Origin of the sequence: Acinetobacter sp. NIPH 2100 (genome assembly GCF_000369805.1) — a bacterium.
GTDB lineage: Bacteria > Pseudomonadota > Gammaproteobacteria > Pseudomonadales > Moraxellaceae > Acinetobacter.
Map to the genome: position 1 here is coordinate 118,958 of NZ_KB850224.1, position 19,512 is coordinate 138,469.

14 protein-coding genes are annotated in these 19,512 nt (G+C 44.4%); 12 read left to right on the forward strand and 2 right to left on the reverse strand.

The features are described 5' to 3' along the window. From galU to galE, 4 genes are read left to right on the forward strand one after another with little or no spacing between them, the layout of a single operon-like run. Positions 1 to 876: a UTP--glucose-1-phosphate uridylyltransferase GalU gene (gene galU / locus F887_RS17320; protein ID WP_005290845.1), complete on the forward strand. Its 876-nt coding sequence runs from the start codon at positions 1 to 3 to the stop codon at positions 874 to 876. A 16-nt stretch (positions 877 to 892) separates the two neighbouring features. Beyond that, entirely contained in the window at positions 893 to 2,152 is a 1,260-nt protein-coding gene (locus F887_RS17315) for a nucleotide sugar dehydrogenase (RefSeq protein WP_005290849.1), read from the forward strand. A gap of 2 nt (positions 2,153 to 2,154) precedes the next feature. Beyond that, positions 2,155 to 3,828, forward strand: a complete 1,674-nt coding sequence (gene pgi, locus F887_RS17310) for a glucose-6-phosphate isomerase (protein ID WP_171067416.1) — start codon at positions 2,155 to 2,157, stop codon at positions 3,826 to 3,828. After that, a complete protein-coding gene (gene galE, locus F887_RS17305; protein WP_005290856.1) occupies positions 3,821 to 4,837 on the forward strand; it encodes a UDP-glucose 4-epimerase GalE in 1,017 nt (338 codons plus the stop codon). Before pgi ends, galE begins: the two co-directional genes overlap by 8 nt. A 54-nt stretch (positions 4,838 to 4,891) precedes the next feature. Here galE and F887_RS17300 read toward each other — a convergent pair whose 3' ends face one another. Beyond that, the gene (locus F887_RS17300) at positions 4,892 to 6,262 is read right to left on the reverse strand and encodes a phosphohexomutase domain-containing protein (protein WP_032863039.1); all 1,371 of its coding nucleotides are present in this window, start codon (positions 6,260 to 6,262) and stop codon (positions 4,892 to 4,894) included. Between the two features lie 395 nt (positions 6,263 to 6,657). On the opposite strand from F887_RS17300, the gene lldP reads away from it, so the two are divergent. The 4 genes from lldP (at position 6,658) to dld (ending at position 12,247) form a co-directional block, all read left to right on the forward strand. Continuing rightward, complete coding sequence (gene lldP / locus F887_RS17295) at positions 6,658 to 8,325, forward strand: L-lactate permease (RefSeq protein WP_171067376.1); 1,668 nt, start codon at positions 6,658 to 6,660, stop codon at positions 8,323 to 8,325. 19 nt (positions 8,326 to 8,344) lie between these two features. After that, positions 8,345 to 9,097, forward strand: coding sequence for a transcriptional regulator LldR (gene lldR, locus F887_RS17290; RefSeq protein ID WP_005290863.1), 753 nt, complete (start codon positions 8,345 to 8,347; stop codon positions 9,095 to 9,097). Continuing rightward, positions 9,094 to 10,245, forward strand: a complete 1,152-nt coding sequence (gene lldD / locus F887_RS17285) for an FMN-dependent L-lactate dehydrogenase LldD (RefSeq protein WP_005290866.1) — start codon at positions 9,094 to 9,096, stop codon at positions 10,243 to 10,245. Before lldR ends, lldD begins: the two co-directional genes overlap by 4 nt. Positions 10,246 to 10,540: 295 nt before the next feature. Beyond that, positions 10,541 to 12,247 carry a D-lactate dehydrogenase gene (gene dld / locus F887_RS17280; protein ID WP_005290871.1) on the forward strand — a complete coding sequence of 569 codons (1,707 nt, stop codon included), beginning with the start codon at positions 10,541 to 10,543 and terminating at the stop codon, positions 12,245 to 12,247. 59 nt (positions 12,248 to 12,306) lie between these two features. On the opposite strand, the gene F887_RS17275 is transcribed toward dld, so the two are convergent. After that, positions 12,307 to 13,521, reverse strand: coding sequence for an amino acid aminotransferase (locus F887_RS17275; RefSeq protein ID WP_005290875.1), 1,215 nt, complete (start codon positions 13,519 to 13,521; stop codon positions 12,307 to 12,309). A gap of 453 nt (positions 13,522 to 13,974) precedes the next feature. On the opposite strand from F887_RS17275, the gene F887_RS17270 reads away from it, so the two are divergent. From F887_RS17270 to acnD, 4 genes are all read left to right on the forward strand, one after another. Next, positions 13,975 to 14,685, forward strand: coding sequence for a GntR family transcriptional regulator (locus F887_RS17270; RefSeq protein ID WP_032863040.1), 711 nt, complete (start codon positions 13,975 to 13,977; stop codon positions 14,683 to 14,685). Continuing rightward, on the forward strand, positions 14,678 to 15,562 hold the full coding sequence (prpB, locus tag F887_RS17265; protein WP_004773358.1) for a methylisocitrate lyase: 885 nt from the start codon (positions 14,678 to 14,680) through the stop codon (positions 15,560 to 15,562). Before F887_RS17270 ends, prpB begins: the two co-directional genes overlap by 8 nt. A gap of 171 nt (positions 15,563 to 15,733) precedes the next feature. Then, a complete protein-coding gene (prpC, locus tag F887_RS17260) occupies positions 15,734 to 16,891 on the forward strand; it encodes a bifunctional 2-methylcitrate synthase/citrate synthase (protein ID WP_005154324.1) in 1,158 nt (385 codons plus the stop codon). Continuing rightward, positions 16,891 to 19,509: a Fe/S-dependent 2-methylisocitrate dehydratase AcnD gene (gene acnD / locus F887_RS17255; RefSeq protein ID WP_005290882.1), complete on the forward strand. Its 2,619-nt coding sequence runs from the start codon at positions 16,891 to 16,893 to the stop codon at positions 19,507 to 19,509. The genes prpC and acnD overlap by 1 nt, the downstream gene beginning before the upstream one ends. The last annotated feature ends 3 nt before the right edge of the window (positions 19,510 to 19,512 follow it).

Sequence of the window (19,512 nt, forward strand, 5' to 3'; positions counted from 1 at the left end):
ATGATCAAAAAAGCAATTTTACCTGTCGCAGGTTTAGGTACACGTTTTTTACCAGCAAGTAAGTCAATTCCGAAGGAAATGGTGACGGTTGTAGATCGCCCTGCGATTGAGTATGTAGTGCGTGAAGCAGTTGAAGCTGGCATTGAACAAATTATTTTGGTCACCCATTCATCTAAGGCGTCGATTGAAAATTACTTTGATCGCAACTTTGAGTTGGAAACCACTTTAGAGCAGAAAAAGAAATTTGATCTACTCAAAGAAATTACCGATATTTTACCAAAGCATGTCAGTGTTGTGAGTGTGCGTCAACCACAACCGCTAGGACTTGGACATGCAGTGCTATGTGCAAAAGACATTGTGGGTGATGAGGCCTTTGCAGTGTTATTACCCGATGTGCTGGTCAAGAACCAAACCAGTGACAACGATTTGTCACTCATGATCCAGCGTTTTGAACAGTCGCAAGCTGCGCAAATTATGGTTGAAGCGGTGCCTGACAATCTCGTTGATCAATATGGTATTGTTGATGTTGCAGTTACGCCGAATGAGGGTGAAAGTATCAAAATGCAAGGCATTGTTGAAAAGCCTGCTGTGGGTACAGCGCCTTCAAATCTTTCCGTTGTTGGGCGTTATATTTTACCTGCTCAAATCATGGCACTTTTAGAAAATACGCCACGCGGCGCGGGCAATGAAATTCAGCTCACTGATGCAATCGCAGCATTACAACAATCGGAAGTTGTTGAAGCGTATAGAATGAAAGGGCAAACTTTTGACTGTGGTAGTAAATTGGGCTATTTAAAGGCTGTATTACACTATGGTATTGAGCATCCAAAATTGGGCGCAGATTTTAAGGGCTTAATCCAAGAATTAGCCCTGTAGTTTAGGGCATGTGGTTATGAAAGTTGCAATCTTTGGAAATACTTTATATGCAGGCGTGATGTCTGCATTATTGTCTGAATCTGGGCATTTTGTTTATTGGTGTTCCCATCTCGATGATCATTCTGCTGATCAACAATATGCATTTCATGATGAAAATGTCAGTCGTTTATTAGAGAAACAGCGTAATAGTGGTTTTCTAAATTATCGAGATTTAGAGGGTATTCCTTTAGATATTGATGCTTACTTATTTAGTTTTAACCAAACACAAGAACAGCAAGTTTTTCAATTATTGCAGTCGTTGAAACTACGCCCAATCATTCATCCTAAGCTGATGATCAATGCATCCACTTTTGGTTTGCAGGGTACTGAGCACTTTAAGCAAATCCTGTCTGAGGATGACTGGGTTTATTTACCAGATACCATCCAAGAGGGGAATGCTTTACATAGTCTGACCCAAGCTAAGCAACTGATTGTGGGATGCACTCAAGTTGCAGTTCAAAGCAAAGTGAAAGAATTGCTGCGACCATTTTTCCCTTTGGAACAACAATATTTGTTTATGCCAATTTTAGATGCTGAGTTCACCAAACTCAGCATTTCTGGCATGTTAGCGACACGGATCAGCTACATTAATGATTTGGCTGTTGTGGCAGAGAAGCTCGGGATTGATATTGCTTCAGTCCGTCAGGGTATGGCTGCTGATAGCCGTATCGGCTCGGCTTATTTAGCGCCAGGTGCAGGTTTCGGCGGTGAAAACTTTTCTCATGATATCTTGACCTTGTCGAATACAGTTGCAAATACAGGCGTGAAAAGCCAGCTACTTGCTCAAGTTTGGGACATCAATGAGCAACAAAAAGAAATCCTATTTCGTAAGTTCTGGAATTACTATCATGGTGATTTACAGGGTAAATCAGTCGCGATCTGGGGGGCCTCTTTTAAAGAAAATACATCAAGTATTCAGCAATCGCCTATTCATCAAATGTTAGCAGCATTGTGGGCTCAAGGGGTGACGGTTCATCTACATGATCCGCAGGCTTTGGATGAAATTCAACAGATGTATGGGCAGCGTGATGATTTAGTCCTCTGTGATGATCAGTATGATGCAGTGAAAAATGTGCATGGTCTGTGTGTATTAACCGCATGGAAACAATACTGGAGCCCAGAATTCAAACAACTCGAACAGCTGATGGCGCATCCTTTAATTTTGGATGGTCGCAATATTTATGACCCAGACTATGTAAAATTACAAGGCTTTGCATATATGGGAGTGGGGCGTTAATGATGATAAAACAGATTCAGCCCTTTACCGTTAAGGAGCCAGCATCAGTACTTGAGCAGTTATCATCTTTGCAAAAGCAAATTAAAGATATCCATCTCAAAGAATTATTTGCAGCTGATCCTGCACGCTTTAAACATTTTTCGGTTGAATTTGATCAGATTGTTTTAGATTTTAGTAAGCATCGCCTCGATCAGAATATTTTAAATAGTTTGGTTGACTTGGCTCAGGCACAAGATTTAAAACAATGGATCAAGACATTATTTTCTTCTGAACAGATTAATTATACCGAGCATCGGGCCGCGATGCATTGGGCATTACGCCTACCTCAATCTCATTCGGATTTTACTGAGATTAATCAAGCTGTGCACCAGCAGCTTGAACGCATGTATAGCTTGGTTGATAAAATTCATGCGGGTCAATACCGCGGTGCAACGGGTGAAGTCATTCAGGATGTGGTGAATATTGGGGTTGGCGGATCTGATCTGGGACCTGTTATGGTTACCCATGCTTTGTCTGATTTCAAGATCGCCACGGCAAAACCTCTGGACGTACATTTCGTTTCGACTATGGATGGCAGTCAGTTATCTGAGTTACTACATCAGCTTCGACCTGAAACGACTTTATTTATTATTTCTTCCAAGTCATTTGGCACTATTGATACGCTTTCAAATGCGCAAACTGTGCGTCAATGGTTGGAAAAGGCCTTGGGTACAAATGCGGAAATTCTAAAAAATCATTTTATTGGGGTCTCGACCAAACCTGAAAAAATGACAGAGTGGGGGATTGCACCAGATAAGCAGCTGTTGTTATGGGATTGGGTGGGTGGTCGTTATTCACTTTGGTCATGTATTGGTTTGCCGATTGCACTGACCATTGGGGTTGACGGTTTTAAGCAATTGTTAGCAGGCGCTTATGCCATTGATCAACACTTCCAAACCGCGCCATTTCAACAGAATATTCCGGTGTTGATGGGCTTATTAGGTGCATGGAATAATAATTTTCTGGATATTCAAACCCATGCAGTCTTGCCTTATGACGGGCGGCTTAAATATTTTGCGGCCTATTTGCAGCAGCTAGAAATGGAATCGAATGGTAAATCGATTCAGCGTAATGGTGAGAAGGTAAAGTCAGCAACGTGTCCAATTGTTTGGGGAGAAGTGGGACCTAATGCCCAACACGCCTTCTACCAGCTATTGCATCAAGGAACGCACTCAGTAAGCTGTGATTTTATTGCCCCAGTAAAACGTTATAACGCAAACCAGTTTACCTATGCAGAAAGCGCAGAGGCACTGGTCGAGCAACATCATCTGGCTTTATCGAATTGTTTAGCTCAGTCACGTTTATTGGCTTTTGGAAATCAGGCTCTAGCAGCTGATGAACTTAAAGATTTGCCCGCATATAAGCAATATGAAGGCAATCAACCGAGCTCAACCATTTTACTCAAAGAGCTCAATCCTTATAGCTTAGGGATGTTGATTGCCATGTATGAGCATAAAGTGTTTGTGCAATCTGTACTCTGGAATATCAATCCCTTCGATCAATGGGGTGTTGAGAAAGGTAAAGAAATTGCCAATCAGTTATTACCGATTTTAAATCGTGAGCAAGAAGATTTATCTGCATTTGATGCATCAACCCAAGGCCTGCTTAAAATATTGTTAGGGAAGACAAATGGCTAAAATTCTAGTGACCGGTGGCGCTGGCTATATTGGTTCGCATACCTGTTTAGAATTGCTCCATGCGGGTCATGACGTGGTTGTATTTGATAATTTGTCCAATAGTTCGGAAGAAGCTTTACGCCGTGTAGAAAAACTGGCAAATAAAAGCTTAGTCTTTGTGCAGGGTGATATTCGTCATCAAGCCGAATTAGATCAGGTTTTTTACAACCATCAGATTGATGCGGTGATCCATTTTGCGGGTCTAAAAGCTGTAGGAGAGAGCCAGCAAATTCCTTTGGTGTATTTTGATCACAACATTGCGGGTAGTGTTCAATTGTTCAAATCAATGGAGAAAGCAGGTGTATTTACCTTGGCGTTTAGCTCATCCGCGACGGTGTACGGTGAGTTGAATCCATCTCCTTATCAGGAAGAGATGCCATTGAGTTTGCCAAATAATAATTATGGTTATACCAAACTGATTATTGAGCAGATGTTAGAGAAAATGGCGCTTGCAGACTCAAGATGGTCGATTGCTTTGCTACGTTATTTTAATCCAGTCGGTGCACATAAAAGTGGACAGATAGGAGAAGATCCTCAAGGTATTCCAAATAATTTAATGCCTTATGTCACACAGGTGGCTGTGGGGCGGCGTGAAAAACTGTCGATTTTTGGCAATGACTATCCAACCAATGATGGTACTTGTGAACGAGACTTTATTCATGTGGTGGATTTGGCTCAGGCTCATGTTTTAGCAGTAACGAATCGTTTAAACAATCTAGGGTGTCGAGCTTGGAATATTGGTACTGGAACTCCGATTTCAGTTCTGCAAATTAAAGACACTTTTGAAAAAGTGAATGGGATTGAGATTCCAACAGAATTTGCTGAGCGGAGAGCAGGAGATTTAGCCGCATTTTATGCAGATGCTTCACGAGCTAAAGTCGAGCTCGGTTGGCAGCCACAATATACCTTAGAAGATATGTTGGCAGACAGCTGGAACTGGCAAAAGCAAAATCCAAACGGCTTTAACTGAATCGAATCCCAATAAAAAAGGAGCTTTGCGCTCCTTTTTTATTGCATGAATATTTTAGCCCTGAATCAAAGCAGTCAATTCATCCACATAATCCTGCATTGGCTGCGGATTTTTATCAGCACGGCTTTCGATATTTAAGCGCAGTAATGGCTCAGTATTTGATGAACGCACATTCAGACGCCAAGCACCAAAATCGAGGCTGACACCGTCGGTGCGATCAACCTGAGGATTTTGATCTGCATAATGATCAAAGATTTTTTGTACTGTAGCTTGGGTGTCAGCCACTTTAAAGTTGATTTCACCGCTACATGGGAACTTAGCAATCATGTTTTCCACTAAAGTTGAAAGCGATTGACCTGTTTCAGAAAGCAGGGTGATTGTGAGTAACCATGGAATCATGCCGCTGTCGCAATAGGCAAAATCACGGAAATAATGATGCGCACTCATTTCACCGCCATAAACTGCATTATGTTCACGCATCACATCTTTAATGAAAGCATGCCCAGATTTTGACTGTACCGCAACACCTTGATATTGATTGACAATATCAAAGGTATTCCAGACCAGACGTGGATCATGCACGATCTTCTCACCTGATTGTTTGATCAGGAAGGCTTGCGCCAATAAACCAACGATGTAATAGCCTTCGATGAATTGACCTTTTTCATCAAACAGGAAGCAACGGTCAAAGTCACCATCCCAAGCTATGCCCATATCAGCTTGATGTTGCATTACTGCATCACGAGTGCTGTCACGATTCTCAATCAGGATCGGGTTAGGAATACCATTTGGGAAGTTGCCATCAGCTTCATGGTGGATTTTAATGAACTCAACTGGAATATTCAGTTGCTGGAATTTTTGTTCAATTGCATCAATCACATGACCTGCCGCACCATTGCCTGCATTGACCACTAGTTTGAGTGGTTTAATTTTTTGTGGGTCAATATAAGTGAGTAGGTGATCCACGAACTCAGGCAAAATATTGTAGTTTTGCGTTGTACCTTTTTGCGCCACCTCTACAAACTGGCCTGATTCAGCTAGTGCCTGAATTTCTTTTAAGCCTGTTTCCGCACTGATGGGACGGGCATTTTCACGCACCAGTTTCATCCCGTTGTAATCCATTGGATTGTGGCTGGCAGTCACTTCAATACCACCTTGTACATCTAAATGGAAGGCAGCGAAATATACTTCCTCTGTACCGGTCATACCCAAATCAAGCACATTGATGCCTGCATCATTCAAACCACGAATGGTTGCCTGTTTTAAACCTTCACTACTCAAACGGATATCACAGCCAATCACTACGGTTTTGGGTTGATAGATCTGCCCATAGGCACGACCAATGTTATAGGCAATCTCTTCATTCAGTTCTGTACCGAGTTTGCCGCGAATATCGTAGGCTTTAAAACAAGTCAGTTGAGTCATATTGTTCAATTCATAGTGATGTGATTTGAGTTGTGAACACATTATACAGATATCGCCAAGAAGTCATATTTATAGTTCTTTATCGGGTGATCTGAGCTGAGTTTGACCCCGAATAGTTGCCATAAAGGGCCGTGAAGGCAGATGTTTTATCAGACTTTAGTCGAATGTGAAATAAGTACAGTAACGGAACAGGTTTGATTTAGCTTAATTATTATTGGTAATACCAATTATTTTCATTTTAGTAGGGTTGATCCTGATAATTCATGTAATTAAGATGCGTAAATATTGCAAATAAGTGTGATTTGCTTTTTTTATTAAATATTGGTCATACCAATATTGAGAAAATTCGTTAAACATCGAAGTGAAAACAAAATGACGCCCAGCATTTCAAGGAGATGAGAATGCTAAATGTGTGGCAACAAATTTATGATCCTTTAAATAATATTTGGTTATCCAGCGCAGTTGCGTTGATCCCGATTATTTTCTTCTTTTTGGCTTTGGCCGTATTCCGTATGAAGGGCAGTGTTGCGGGAACTTGTACCGTGATTATTGCCATGCTGATTGCTTTATTCTTTTATCAAATGCCCGTTGAAATGGCATTTGCTTCTGTTGTTTATGGTTTTATTTACGGTTTGTGGCCGATTTCGTGGATTATTATCGGTGCCGTTTTTCTGTATAAAATTTCAGTAAAAACAGGGCAATTTGATGTCATTCGCTCCAGTATTTTATCGATTACCGAAGACCAACGCTTACAAATGCTACTGGTAGGTTTTGCCTTTGGGACCTTCCTTGAAGGTGCGGCAGGTTTTGGTGCACCAGTTGCGATTACCGCGGCATTATTAGTCGGACTAGGTTTTAAGCCGCTTTATGCGGCTGGGCTATGTCTGATTGTGAATACTGCGCCTGTGGCCTTTGGTGCGATGGGGATTCCGATTATTGTGGCAGGGCAGGTATCTGGTGTCGATACCATGGAAATTAGCCAAATGGTGGGTCGCCAGTTGCCTTTTCTAACTATCATTGTGCTGTTCTGGATTATGGCGATCATGGATGGCTGGCGTGGCGTGAAAGAGACGTGGCCTGCGGTACTGGTTGGTGGGAGCGCCTTCGCCATTGCACAATACCTGACCTCGAATTTTCTAGGGCCAGAACTGCCTGATATTACCGCTGCGATTGCGTCACTGGTCAGTCTCACCCTGTTATTCCGCGTCTGGAAGCCGAAGCATATTTTCCGTTTTGAGGGTGTGGAGCCACAAAATACAACCTCAGCAGAGCATACCCCACAACGCTATAGCGTCGCGCAGATTGCCAAAGCATGGTCACCGTTTATGATTTTAACCGTGATGGTGACCATCTGGAGTGTGCAACCATTTAAGGCCTTGTTTGCCAAACATGGGGCATTGGCGGACTGGATTTTTAAAATTGAAGTGCCTTATCTGCATAAGCTGGTAGAAAAAATGGCCCCGATTGTGCCTGAAACCACAGCCTATGAAGCGGTCTATAAATTTGACTGGTTCTCTGCCACAGGTACGGCTATTTTCATTGCAGCCATCATCACCATCATTTTCCTAAAAATGAAAACGCGTGAGGCGGTCACCACCTTTGGCGAAACATTGAATGAATTAAAAACGCCAATTTATTCGATTGGGATGGTGTTGGCTTTTGCTTTTATTGCCAATTATTCAGGCCTTTCTGCGACGCTAGCCTTAGCTTTATCGCATACAGGTCATGCTTTTACTTTCTTCTCGCCATTCTTGGGCTGGCTGGGTGTATTTCTGACGGGTTCAGATACTTCATCGAATGCCTTGTTTTCGGCTTTACAAGCGACCACAGCACAACAAATTGGGATTCCAGAAGTCTTATTGGTGGCAGCCAATACCAGTGGTGGCGTGACGGGCAAGATGATTTCACCTCAGTCGATTGCGATTGCCTGTGCCGCGGTGGGATTGGTTGGAAAAGAATCTGACTTGTTCCGTTTCACGGTAAAACATAGCATCATATTTACTGTCTTTGTTGGCATCATCGTCACGGTTCAGGCTTATCTGGTACCGTGGATGATTCCATAACGCTAATCAAGGAAATGTGATGAGAATCTCCGATCAAGTGGTCATGAAGTTACAGGCACTCATTGAGCAGCGCCAGATGAAAAAAGGTGATCGTTTGCCTGCTGAGCGTCAGCTTGCAACCAGCTTGGGAGTGTCTCGTCCATCCTTACGTGAAGCGATCCAGCAGTTGAACAGTCAGGGTGTGCTCAGTAGCCGCCGTGGTGATGGGACTTATATCCAGCAATTGCCAGAAAAATGGTCACAACAGTTGATTGTGAATCCAATCAGTAACTTGATTGAAGAAGATCCGCTGTACCGTTTTGATGTACAAGAAGCCCGATTGTTACTGGAAGGTGGAACTGCGTGGTATGCAGCATTACGTTCTACGCCTGAAGATCGTGCCAAAATCCATCATTATTTTGATGAGATTAGCCGCCATCAAAATGCGGGAGATTCAGCTCAGGCTGCCGTTGCAGATGCAGAATTTCATCTGGCGATTGCAGAAGCCTCACACAATCTTGTGCTGATTCAGATGATGCGCGGCTTGTTTGACTTGTTGCAATACAACGTCTTACTTGGACGCAAGAAAGTTTATAACGATCCTGTCAATGGTGATTTGCTCAGTGAGCAGCATTTTCAGGTGATGGATGCGATTGATCGTAAAGATCCAGAGGCTGCACGCCAAGCGGTGTGTGGTCATATTGAATTTGTGATTAATCATGTACGTGCTCTGGACGAAGATGAAGCTCGCCAGAAACGTGCAACACGTTTAACAAGAGTTGACTCAAAATGATTATTTCTTCTGGCAATGATTATCGCGTTGTGGCACAACGTCGTTTACCGCCATTTTTATTTCACTATATCGACGGTGGTGCCTATTCGGAACATACCTTAAAACGCAATGTACAGGACCTTTCTGACATCTCTTTGCGTCAACGGGTGCTGAACGATATGTCTACACTCAGTTTGGAAACCAAACTGTTTAATGAAACCTTGTCGATGCCTGTGGCATTGGCACCCGTGGGTTTAACGGGTATGTATGCGCGTCGCGGAGAAGTTCAGGCGGCAGTGGCAGCAGATCAAAAAGGCATTCCATTCACCTTGTCGACGGTTTCGGTCTGTCCAATCGAAGAAGTTGCACCTGCCATTAATCGCCCAATGTGGTTCCAGCTCTATGTGTTGCGTGACCGTGGATTTATGCGTAATGCCTTGGAACGTGCTAAAGCCGCAGGTTGTTCGACATTGGTGTTTACCGTGGATATGCCTGTACCAGGGGCGCGTTATCGAGATGCACATTCAGGTATGAGCGGTCCAAATGCGGCCATGCGTCGTTATCTACAATCGATGTTGCATCCACATTGGGCATGGAATGTCGGCATGTGTGGCCGTCCACATGATTTGGGTAATATTTCTAAGTATTTAGGCAAACCGACAGGGCTTGAGGATTATATCGGCTGGCTAGGCTCTAACTTTGATCCGTCGATTTCTTGGAAAGATCTGGAGTGGATTCGTGAGTTTTGGGATGGCCCGATGGTGATCAAGGGCATTCTGGACCCTGAAGATGCTAAAGATGCTGTGCGCTTTGGTGCAGATGGCATCGTAGTATCCAATCATGGTGGTCGTCAGCTCGATGGCGTGATGTCTTCTGCACGTGCTTTGCCTGCGATTGCTGACGCAGTGAAGGGTGATCTGGCGATTTTGGCGGACTCTGGCATTCGTAATGGTCTGGATGTGGTGCGGATGTTGGCACTTGGGGCGGATACGGTGTTATTGGGCCGTGCCTTTATCTATGCTTTGGCGGCGGCAGGCGGGCAAGGGGTATCAAACTTGCTCGATCTGATTGATAAGGAAATGCGGGTGGCGATGACGTTGACGGGTGCTAAGTCGATTCAGGAGATTAATGCAGATTGTTTGGTACAGGCAATTAAACAAAGTTTTTAAGAATAATTTTCTAAGTGATGCAGTTATCACTGCCTCATCATTGGGTGACTTGCATATTTCTAGTGTAGAGGCGTTTGTCACTTTTGAAAGGTCAAAAGTAACTAAAAACCTTTGCTGCGATGACGGTACGTCCTTGCTACCGCATCGAAGCAGGCGGCATCCTTGCCGCCAACCGCGATAGTAAATACAAGGCTGATTCAAATTAGAGAATGAGCTATTCAAATGATAAATGACAAACGGTAAGACTCCGTCGTGTTGGTCTAATTTTATAAATGGATGATCTAAAGGAGCCATCGTGCAAGCATTTTCCCCAAAAACGGTGATTGATCGTTTACAGCAGATCGTTGGGCGTCAGCATGTGCTGAGTGATGATCAAAGTACACGGCAGTATCGTCAAGGTCGTCGTTTTGGTGAAGGCAAAGTATTTGCAGTGGTCATCCCGGGTACCTTGCTGGAACAGTGGCAGGTGCTGCAAGCGGCGATTGATGCAGATTGTATTGTCATCATGCAAGCCGCCAATACAGGGCTGACCGGTGGTTCAACACCCTATGGCGATGATTATGACCGGCCTGTGTTGGTGATGAGTACGCGCCGTTTAAAGGGCATTCAAGTGATTCATGACGGTAAACAAGTGATTTGTTTGCCTGGGGCGACTTTGGATAATCTGGAACAGCTATTGAAAGGCTATGATCGGGAACCACATTCGGTGATTGGTTCTTCCTGCATTGGTGCTTCGGTATTGGGTGGGGTGTGTAATAACTCAGGCGGTGCCTTGGTGCGTCGTGGACCTGCTTATACGGAGTTGGCACTGTATGCACAGGTCAATGCCCAAGGTCAGTTGGAATTGGTGAATCATCTAGGTGTAAATTTAGGTTCGAGTCCTGAAGAAATCCTGACCCGTTTAGAGCAACAACAATATCAAACCACAGATATTTTAGATGATGCAGAAAAACAGGCATCCGATCAGCGTTATGCGCAAGATGTCACCCAAGTCGATGCCGATAGCCCTGCTCGTTTTAATGCTGATCCATCGCGCCTGTTTGAAGCCTCAGGTTCAGCAGGGAAAGTCTGCGTGTTTGCGGTACGTCTGGATACCTATGAAAAGGTGGAGAGCAGCGTATTTTATATTGGCACAAATGATGCCGACGACCTGACCGCGATCCGTCGTTATTTACTGACTTCATTGCCAAGCTTACCGATCGCAGGGGAATACATTCACCGCGATGCGTATCATATTGGTGAAAAATACGGTAAGGATACCTTTCTTTTTATTGAAAAATTTGGCACAGCCAATGTGCCGAAGGCCTTCGCACTGAAAGATAAGGTCGATGGTTTTTTAGAAAAATTTAAAATCAAAGGGCTGACCGATCATATTTTACAAGCGATCACGGCCTTGCTACCGAGTCATTTACCGAAACGGATGACAGAATATCGCGATCGTTATGAGCATCATTTGATGTTACGCGTTGAAAATAACTGCAAAGCCCAGACCGAGCAATTTTTACAAGACTATTTTGCGGTGCATGCTTCGGGTAATTTCTTTCTCTGTGATGCGGATGAAGGGCGTAAAGCCTTTTTGCATCGTTTTGCGGTGGCAGGCGCAGCGATTCGTTATCGTGATACCCATCGGGATGAGGTTGAAGATATTGTGGCATTAGACATCGCGTTACGTCGCAATGACCGTGAATGGGTCGAGCAATTGCCTGCGGAGATGGAACAGCAAATTATTCATAAGCTTTATTATGGGCACTTTTTCTGTCATGTCTTTCATCAGGATTACATCATTAAAAAAGGCAATGATCCTTTAGCGATGGAGCACAAAATGTGGCATTTGCTGGATGCTCGCCGCGCTGAATATCCAGCCGAGCATAATGTCGGTCATTTGTATATTGCCAAGCCTGCATTGGCCAATTTCTACCAGAAACTTGATCCGAATAATTGTTTTAATGTCGGGATTGGACAGACCTCTAAATTGAAGTATTGGGGCAAGGCCAAGTCCTGACTTTAAATAAAACAGGAAATAAAAAAGGCGCTTCAAGCGCCTTCTTTATGCGTTACAACTTAAGCTGTTGCAGCAGATTTTGCTAAAACTTCAGCCACTGCTTTCGCAACTTTGTAAACGTTGTTCATGTTGAGGCCTGCAACACAGATACGACCACTGCGTACCAAGTAGATTGCATATTCTTCACGCAATGTATCGACTTGCTCGCCCGTTAAACCTGTGTAGCTAAACATGCCTTTTTGGTTCACAAGGTAACTAAAGTCACGCTCAGGAAGTGCTTTAGTCAACTCATCTTTCAAGATGCTACGCATTTTGATAATACGCTCACGCATCTCTTTCACTTCGCCTTGCCATTGTTGATTGAGATCAGCGTCATTTAACACTTGATCAACCAACCATGCACCTGTTGTTGGTGGGCTAGAGTAGATACGACGTACTGTTGCTTTCAACTGACCGAATGTGCATTTTGCTGCTTCAGCATCGTCACATACGAAAGTCAAACCGCCAACACGCTCACCGTAAAGTGAGAAGATTTTAGAGAACGAGTTGCTGACAATAAAGTTCAGACCCGCTTGGTCTAAAGCACGAATGGCATAGGCATCCTGTTCCATGCCATCGCCAAAACCTTGGTACGCGATGTCGAGGAATGGAATGAGGTTACGTTCTTTTAATACCACAATCACTTGATCCCATTGTGCTGGGTTCAAGTCTGCACCTGTTGGGTTGTGGCAGCATGGGTGCAATAACACAATGCTTTGTTCTGGCAATGTTTTTAAAGTAGACAACATCCCGTCAAAATCAACGCCACGTGTTTCAGCATCGAAGTACGGGTAGAAGTTGCTCTTGATGCCTGCACCATTGAAGATCGCAACGTGGTTATCCCAAGTTGGCTGGCTTACCCAAACTTCTGAATTCGGGAAGTAGGTTTTTAAGAAGTCTGCACCGACTTTTAATGCACCAGAACCACCAAGCGTTTGAATTGTTGCAACACGACCTTGTTGAATTGCAGGGCTATTTGCACCAAACAATAACGCTTGAATCGCATCACGGTAAGGTTTGAAACCTTCCATTGGTAAATAAAGCTTGGTTTGTGTGTTTTTAGGGGCAATACGTTTTTGTGCTTCGATAATGGTATCAAGCTGAGGAACGATACTGTCTTCGTTATAGTACAAACCAATACTGAGGTTTACCTTTTCAGCGCGTGGATCAGCATTGAACTGTTCCATCAGTGAAAGGATTGGATCGCCTGCATAAGGTGGGATATGTTGAAACATTAACAATGTCCTTTTCTTCAACAAAGTGCATAGATGTCTGGGGAGGTTGGCGCTTCAGGAGCGGAACCTTTGATGCCCAATAATGTATCAATAAAGACTGCATGAAGCACGCAGTTATTTACATTTTGGTGCAGTATTTACTTACAAAATTTGTCGGGATGAATCCATTATAAGGATTGTCTACAATCAAGCTGTCATACCATGGTCGTAGCATTAAAAGTATAAGATGGCTAAATATATGAAAGCTCACTGCTGAATGATAAATAATGACGTATTTAAACTATTGTTTTATCTATTTTTATTTGAATTTTGAGGCGGTATTTCCACCGACAGTCGAAGCTTATCAAGTGAATGGGATTGACAGTATCAGTCGGATTTATTGTCGACAATCCTATTGCATTTTTTCTTTTATCTCGTTATAAAATCATCAAAACCGTAGAGATTGTCGACAATATGCAAGATACACTTGTTCCTCAAGCCCTCAGCACAAGTCTGGGAATGACCCTGACGGAACACGTATTTAAGCAAATTCAATCGGCAATTGTGTTGGGACACATCCCTGCGGGCAGCAAGATATCAGAACCAGAATTGGCACGGATGTATGGCATTAGCCGTGGCCCCTTACGTGAGGCGATTCATCGTCTGGAAGGACAGAAACTGGTGGAGCGTACTGCCCATGTCGGTGCCCGTGTAGTGTCATTGTCACTGCAACAGTTTCAAGAACTCTATCAAATTCGCGCTTCTTTAGAAGGCTTGGCCTGCAAGTTGGCCGCTCAGCATATTGATAAAAAACAGATTCTGGCCTTGCGTGATGTATTGCGTATGCATGCCGAAGATGAAAATTTTAAAGCAGGTAAAGGCTACTATCTGCAAGAAGGCCAAGACGATTTCCATTACTGCATTATCAAAAGCAGTGGCAATAAAACCCTAGAAAAAATGTTATGCGATGAGCTCTATCACCTCATCCGTATGTATCGAATCCAGTTTTCAAATACCCCAGATCGCCCGAGCAAAGCTTGGGACGAACATATCCGCATTTTAGATGCGATTGCCGAAGGTGATGGTGAGCTGGCTGAAATGCTGATGCACCGTCACATCAATGCATCCTACAAAATTGTTGAGCAAACATTGCTACAAAATCAAGGAGAACAACAACATGGCTAAACAGTCTGCTGGTCAGCTATTCCGCGACGCGGTCGCAAATGAAAAACCATTACAAGTGGTGGGTGCGATCAATGCCAACCATGCTTTATTGGCAAAGCGTGCAGGTTATAAAGCGATCTACTTGTCTGGTGGTGGTGTTGCGGCAGGTTCTTTGGGTTTACCTGATTTGGGTATCAGTAACCTTGATGATGTATTGACCGATGTACGCCGTATTACCGATGTGTGTGATCTGCCATTGTTGGTCGATGTGGATACAGGTTTTGGGGCATCTGCGTTTAATATCGCACGTACCACCAAGTCGATGATCAAGTTCGGTGCTGCTGCGATGCATATCGAAGATCAGGTTGGCGCTAAACGTTGTGGTCATCGCCCAAATAAAGCCATCGTGACCCAGCAAGAAATGGTAGACCGTATCAAAGCCGCAGTCGATGCACGTACCGATGACAGCTTTGTGATCATGGCACGTACTGATGCGCTTGCGGTTGAAGGCTTACAAGCTGCAATTGACCGTGCGGGTGCTTATATCGAAGCAGGTGCAGACATGCTGTTCCCAGAAGCAATCACTGAATTGGCAATGTATAAGCAATTTGCAAATGCGACCAAAGTGCCTGTTTTAGCCAATATCACTGAATTTGGTTCTACGCCATTATTTACCACTGAAGAACTGGCTTCTGCCGATGTCAGTATCGCACTCTATCCACTTTCTGCATTCCGTGCCATGAACAAGGCCGCAGAAAATGTCTATGAGACATTGCGTAAAGAAGGCACGCAAAAGAATGTGGTCGATACCATGCAAACCCGCCAAGAATTGTATGAACGCATTAACTACCATGCGTTTGAACAGTATCTTGATGGAACTTTTGCGAAGAATAAATAAGTCAAACAATCTCCCCCTTGCGGAACCGCGTTCCTCATCTTTGAAAAAGAAGGGAATCACCTAAATCTTGGATGATCTAGGGTTGGTGGAAAGTCCCTCTTTGGAAAGAGGGATTTAGGGAGATTAAGAACTTTATAAGTTTTAACCCAAGGATATAAAAAGGACAATCTTATGAGCAGTAATGAAACGCCAACAGGCTTCAAACCAAAAAAATCAGTTGCACTCAGCGGACAAGTTGCAGGCAACACTGCACTCTGTACCGTAGGCCGCAGCGGCAACGACTTACACTACCGTGGCTATGACATTCTTGACCTTGCAGTCGGCAGCCAATTTGAAGAAGTGGCACACCTTCTGGTACACGGCAAACTTCCAAACAAAGCAGAACTCAAAGCCTATAAAGCAAAATTAAAAGCACTCCGTGGCTTACCAGCAGCATTGAAAACTGCGCTTGAGCAACTGCCACCATCTGCACACCCAATGGATGTGATGCGTACGGGTGTATCTGTGCTCGGTTGTTTAACACCAGAACATGAAGACCACAACGAAGCCGGCGCAAAAGACATTGCTGATAAATTAATGGCAAGCCTAGGCTCAATGTTGTTGTACTGGTATCACTTCAGCAACAACGGTCGTCGTATTGAAGTTGAAACCAATGATGACTCGATTGCTGCACATTTCTTGCATCTCCTTCATGGCGAAGCGCCATCGGAAGAATGGATTCAAGCCATGCACACCTCATTGATTCTGTATGCAGAGCATGAGTTTAACGCATCTACATTTACCTCTCGTGTGGTGGCAGGGACAGGTTCAGATATGTACTCAGCAATCACAGGCGGTATTGGTGCGCTGCGTGGTCCTAAACATGGTGGTGCCAATGAAGTTGCGTTCGTGATTCAACAACGTTATGACAATGCAGATGAAGCAGAAGCAGACATCCGTAGCCGTGTTGAGAAAAAAGAAGTGATTATTGGCTTTGGTCATCCTGTTTACACGATCTCTGATCCACGTAATGAAGTGATCAAGAAAGTGGCGCGTGAACTTGGTGAAGCACAAGAAAATACCAAGATGTATTTGATCGCTGAACGTTTAGAAGCCGTGATGAAAGAAGTGAAGAACATGTTCCCGAACCTCGACTGGTTCAGCGCGGTGAGCTATCACTTGATGGGCGTGCCAACTGCGATGTTTACCCCATTATTCGTGATTGCTCGTACTGCGGGTTGGTCTGCACATGTGATTGAGCAACGTCAAGACGGCAAGATCATTCGTCCAAGCGCGAACTATACCGGTCCTGAAAATCTTGAATTTAAACCATTGGCGGAGCGTGGTTAATGAACACAACATATCGTAAACCGCTGGCAGGTACCCAGCTCGAATATTATGACGTGCGTCAAGCCGTTGAAGATATTCAGCCAGGCGCATACGAAAAGCTGCCATACACCTCGAAAGTGCTCGCTGAACAGCTGGTGCGTAAAGCTGATGCCGAGAATTTAACAGCCTATTTAACCCAGTTGATCGAACGCCGTCAGGATCTCGATTTTCCTTGGTATCCAGCACGTGTCGTTTGTCATGACATCTTGGGTCAAACCGCATTGGTAGACCTTGCTGGTTTGCGTGATGCGATTGCCGACAAAGGCGGTGATCCTTCCAAGGTCAATCCTGTGGTACCAACCCAGTTGATCGTGGATCACTCTTTGGCAGTCGAATTCGGTGGCTTTGACCCAGACGCGTTTGAGAAAAACCGTGCAATCGAAGACCGTCGCAACGAAGACCGTTTCCACTTTATTGAATGGACTAAAACCGCTTTTAAAAATGTCGACGTGATCCCTGCGGGTAACGGCATCATGCATCAGATCAACTTGGAGAAAATGTCTCCAGTGATTCAAAACCGTGATGGCTTGGCATTCCCAGATACTTGTGTCGGTACAGATTCACATACGCCACATACTGATGCACTTGGCGTCATTTCAGTCGGTGTAGGTGGTTTAGAAGCTGAAAACGTCATGCTCGGTCGCGCGTCTTGGATGCGTCTTCCAGACATCATTGGTGTTGAATTTGTAGGTCAGCGTCAAGCTGGTATTACTGCAACGGATATCGTCTTGGCATTAACCGAATTCTTACGTAAAGAGCGTGTCGTCGGTGCATATTTAGAGTTCTTCGGTGAAGGTGCTGACAGCATGTCTGTGGGCGACCGTGCCACCATCTCAAATATGACGCCTGAATATGGCGCAACTGCTGCGATGTTCTATATCGACCAGAACACCATCGACTATTTACGTCTGACGGGTCGTGAAGATACGCAAGTGCTATTGGTTGAGCAATATGCCAAAGAAATTGGTCTTTGGGCATCAGATATGACTCAAGCTGAGTACCCACGTGTACTTCGTTTTGATCTCTCAACAGTGACCCGTAACATTGCAGGCCCATCAAATCCGCATGCACGTGTTTCTACGGCTGATTTGAAAGCAAAAGGCATTGCAGGGAATTTGGATCTTGCCAAAGCACAAGAAGCAGAAGGTTTAATTCCTGATGGTGCCGTGATTATTGCTGCAATTACCTCATGTACCAATACTTCTAACCCACGTAACACTGTTGCCGCAGGTCTATTGGCACGTAAAGCCAATGAACTCGGGTTGGTACGTAAACCTTGGGTGAAATCATCATTTGCACCGGGTTCTAAGGCAGCTGCGCTGTATCTTGAAGAAGCAGGCGTATTAGGCGATCTGGAGAAACTTGGTTTTGGTATCGTTGCCTACGCATGTACCACCTGTAATGGGATGTCGGGCGCACTTGATCCAGTGATTCAACAAGAAATCATTGAGCGTGACTTGTATGCGACTGCCGTGCTTTCGGGCAACCGTAACTTCGATGGTCGTATCCATCCATATGCAAAACAAGCGTTCTTGGCATCTCCGCCACTTGTGGTAGCGTATGCGATTGCAGGAACCATTCGTTTTGACATCGAAACAGATTCGCTCGGAAATGACAAAGACGGTAATCCAATTTATCTGAAAGATATCTGGCCTTCTGATGCTGAAATTGATGCGCTTGTGAAAGAAGCAGTGAAGCCTGAGCAGTTCCGTAAAATCTACATTCCGATGTTCGATTTGGGTGTCAATGAAGAAGCGGCAAGCCCACTGTATGATTGGCGTCCGATGAGTACCTATATTCGCCGTCCACCATATTGGGAAGGGGCATTGGCTGCACCACGTACTTTAGCCAATATGCGTCCGCTTGCGATCTTGGGTGACAACATTACCACCGATCACTTGTCTCCATCGAATGCGATTGTGTTAGACAGTGCTTCTGGTGAATATTTGGCGAAAATGGGTGTGCCTGAGGAAGACTTTAACTCTTATGCAACCCATCGTGGTGATCACTTAACCACGCAACGTGCAACATTTGCGAATCCGAAATTGTTTAATGAAATGGTGGTTCGTTCAGACGGCACCATTAAGCAGGGTTCAAAAGCGCGTGTCGAGCCAGAAGGCGAAGTGATGCGTATGTGGGAAGCGATTGAAACCTACATGAACCGTAAGCAACCGTTGATCATTGTGGCGGGTGCGGATTATGGTCAGGGTTCAAGCCGTGACTGGGCAGCGAAAGGTGTTCGTCTTGCAGGTGTTGAAGCGATTGTTGCCGAAGGTTTTGAGCGTATTCACCGTACTAACTTGGTGGGTATGGGTGTTTTACCGCTTGAGTTTAAGCCGGGTGTGAACCGTAAAACCTTAAAGCTGGATGGTACGGAGCTTTATAGCGTGATTGGTAATATTGCACCGCGTTCGACTTTAACTTTGGTGATTGAGCGTGCCACAGCGGATGGTAAGGAAGAGATTGTTGAAGTGCCTGTGACTTGCCGTTTAGATACAGAAGAAGAAGTTTCTGTTTATGAAGCGGGTGGGGTATTACAGCGTTTTGCACAAGACTTTCTAGAAGGTCAAGTGGCGTAATAC